We start from the raw sequence: 3,308 nt of genomic DNA, 5'->3' as shown, positions 1-3,308 counted from the left end.
CAGTCATGTACCTGCCCGATCACGAGATGTGTTCGGGCAGTTCACGTATCCGGATGATGTGGAGATCCCATGGCTCATCTGCGTTCCAGACGTCGCATCGCGCTCAGCGTGCCCCTCGGTATCGCGCTCGCGGCGTCGGTCGGCTTCGCGCCGGGCGTCGCGACCGCGGCCCCCGACGCTCCCGCCTCCGCGTCGGCGAAGGCCGAGGCCCCCAAGCTCGCGTACGTGGTCAACACCCGTACGGACTCCAAGACGATCGCGTACGTCAAGAAGGCGATCGCCAGGGCCGACGGTTCCGTGGTCGTCGCGTACCCGAAGATCGGCGTCATCGTCGCGCACTCGGCCAACCCCGACTTCGGCAAGCAGCTGCGCAAGGTCAAGGGGGTCCAGTCCGCGGGCGCGACCCGCACCTCGCCCCTGACGGCGGCGGGCACCACGGAGGAGGGCGCACCGACCCTCCTGTCGAAGGCCGACGCCAAATCGCTCAAGGCGCAGGCCGCCGCGGGCGCCGAGCCGCTCGAGGCAGACCAGTGGGATCTGCGCGCGATAGGCGCCGACAAGGCGGCGAAGATAAACCCCGGCAGCAAGAAGGTCACCGTCGGCGTCATCGACACCGGAGTCGACGACACCCACCAGGACCTGGCCGCCAACTTCTCGGCCTCGCAGTCGGCCAGCTGTGTCGGCGGCAAGGCGGACACCTCGCCCGGCGCCTGGCGCCCGGAGAAGCCGGACCACTACCACGGCACGCATGTGGCCGGCGAGATCGCAGCGGCGCGCGACGGCGTGGGCGTCGCGGGTGTCGCGCCCGGCGTGAAGGTCGCGGGCATCAAGGTGGCCGACCCGGTCAGCGAGCTGTTCTACCCGGAGAGCGTCGTCTGCGCCTTCGTGTTCGCGGCCGACAAGGGCATCGAGATCACGAACAACAGCTACTACGTGGACCCCTGGCTCTACAACTGCATGGACGACCCGGACCAGCGGGCCATCGTCGACGCGGTCAACCGGGCCCAGCTGTACGCCCAGAAGAAGGGCACCCTGAACCTCGCGTCCGCGGGCAACTCCAACCACGACCTCGCGGCCGACGAGATCCTGGACGACTCGAGCCCCGACGACTCGACGCCGGTGCCGCGCACCATCGACCCCTCCGAGTGCTTCGACATCCCGACGCAGCTGCCGGGCGTGGTCACGGTCAGCGCGACGGGCGTGCAGAACCTCAAGTCGTACTACTCCACCTACGGCCAGGGCGTCATCGACGTCGCGGCTCCGGGCGGCGACGCACGGCAGATCCCGGCCGACACCCCTTCGAAGAACGGCCGCATCCTCTCCACGATGCCGGGCAACCAGTACGGCTGGCTGCAGGGCACCTCGATGGCATCGCCGCACGCCGCGGGCGTGGCGGCGCTCCTGAAGTCGACGCACCCCAAGGCGAGCCCCGCCGAGATCCAGCGGCTCCTCAAGAAGCAGGCCGACAACCCGGGCTGCCCGACGACTCCCTACGACCCGGACGGTGACGGCAAGGTCGACGCGGTCTGCGAGGGCGGCAAGAACAAGAACGGCTTCTACGGCAGCGGGATCGTCGACGCGCTCGACGCCGTGAAGAAGTGAGGGGCACGCGCAGCATGACCGCACCTTTCACGCGCTCCCGGCGCGTGCTCGCACTCCCGCTCGGCATGGCGGTGGCCTCGGCCGTCGCCTTCCTGCCGGGCACGGCATCGGCGCAGCCCGACGCCGCGTCCCGGCCGGACGGCCCCGTGTCGTCCGTGGTGTCGGCGCTCGGCTCGTCCCTGACGGACGGCGCGTCGATGAGCTATGTCGTCAACGTCCGCGCCGGACACGGTGGTTCACTGTCCGCCAAGACGTCGGCGTACGTGAAGAGGGCCATCGCCAAGGCAGGCGGCAAGGTCGTCATCGCGTACGACAGGATCGGCGTGATCGTCGTCCACTCGTCGGACGCGGACTTCGCGAAGAAGATCCGCGGGGCGAAGGGCGTCGCGTCGGCGGGGGCCACCCGCACCGCGCCGCTGTCCGCGCAGTCCGACGACGCCCTCGAGGCCGACCGGCCGCTGACCGCCGCGGAGGCCGAGAAGGCCGCCGGGCGGGCCGGGGCGGGCCAGGACGAGCTCGAGCCGCTCCAGTGGGACCTGCCCGCCATCAAGGCGGACAAGGCCCACAAGGAGTCGCTCGGCAGTTCCAAAGTCACCGTCGGCGTCCTGGACTCCGGCGTGGACGACACGCACCCGGACATCGCGCCGAACTTCGACGCGAAGGCGTCCGCGAGCTGCCTGGGCGGCGTGCCCGTGCAGAAGGACAGCGCGTGGCGTCCGGTGAGCGGGGAGAGCGACCACGGCATGCACGTGGCTGGCACGATCGCCGCCGCGAAGAACGGCACCGGCATCACCGGTGTCGCTCCGGGCGTGAAGGTGGCGAGCCTGAAGGTGGCCGAGCCCGCGACCGGCATGTACTACACGGAGGCCGTGGTCTGCGGCTTCATGTGGGCGGCCGAGCACGGTGTCGACGTCACCAACTCCAGCTACTACACCGACCCGTGGCTCTTCAACTGCAAGACGGACGCCGACCAGAAGGCCCTGGTCGACGCCGTCGGGCGGGCCACCCGGTACGCGGAGCGCAAGGGTGCGGTGAACGTCGCGGCGGCCGGGAACGCCGAGACCGACCTCGCGCAGGACGAGATCGTGGACGACTCCAGCCCGGACGACACCACTCCGGTGCCGCGGACGATCAAGACGAAGGACTGCTTCGACCTGCCGTCGCAGCTTCCGGGTGTCGTGACCGTCTCGGCCACGGGCGCGAAGGGCATCAAGTCCTCGTACTCGAACTACGGCCAGGGTGTCGTCGACATCGCGGCGCCGGGCGGCGACTCCACGAAGTACCAGACGCCGGACGCACCGGCCACGGACGGCCGCATCCTGTCGACCCTTCCGGGCGGCAAGTTCGGCTACAAGGCGGGTACGTCGATGGCGTCCCCGCACGCCGCGGGTGTCGCCGCACTCATCAAGTCGGCCCACCCGCACGCGTCATCGGCCAAGGTGAAGGCGCTGCTGTACGGCGAGGCCGACGCCATGAAGTGCACCGATCCGTACGACATCGACGGTGACGGCAAGGTCGACGCGGTGTGCGCGGGCGGCAAGAACAGGAACGGCTTCTACGGCGTGGGCATGATCGACGCCCTGGACGCCGTGCGGAAGTAGCCTTCCCGCGTGAGGAGTCGGGCCGGGCGGTCGCGGACCGCCCGGCCCTTCGCGAGAGGATCTCGTTCCATGTATGAGTACAAGGACTCCCGGTTCGTCCAGGCC

The 3,308-nt window shown here is 70.1% G+C and carries 2 protein-coding genes; both read left to right on the top strand.

Going from position 1 to position 3,308, the window contains the following annotated elements:
- Positions 1–69: 69 nt before the first annotated feature.
- Entirely contained in the window at positions 70–1,602 is a 1,533-nt protein-coding gene (locus ACQKIP_RS43375; protein ID WP_365853331.1) for a S8 family peptidase, read from the top strand.
- 14 nt (positions 1,603–1,616) lie between these two features.
- The gene (locus tag ACQKIP_RS43370; protein ID WP_365853329.1) at positions 1,617–3,203 is read left to right on the top strand and encodes a S8 family peptidase; all 1,587 of its coding nucleotides are present in this window, start codon (positions 1,617–1,619) and stop codon (positions 3,201–3,203) included.
- Positions 3,204–3,308: the final 105 nt, after the last annotated feature.

Origin of the sequence: Streptomyces sp. NPDC059900 (assembly GCF_050270335.1) — a bacterium.
Classification (GTDB): Bacteria; Actinomycetota; Actinomycetes; order Streptomycetales; family Streptomycetaceae; genus Streptomyces.
This window is presented reverse-complemented; position numbering and strand designations above follow the sequence as displayed.

Bases quoted from the DNA above. Each gene is read 5' to 3' on its own strand.
- ACQKIP_RS43375 (WP_365853331.1), top strand. From the start codon at position 70: ATGGCTCATCTGCGTTCCAGACGTCGCATCGCGCTCAGCGTGCCCCTC.
- ACQKIP_RS43370 (WP_365853329.1), top strand. From the start codon at position 1,617: ATGACCGCACCTTTCACGCGCTCCCGGCGCGTGCTCGCACTCCCGCTC.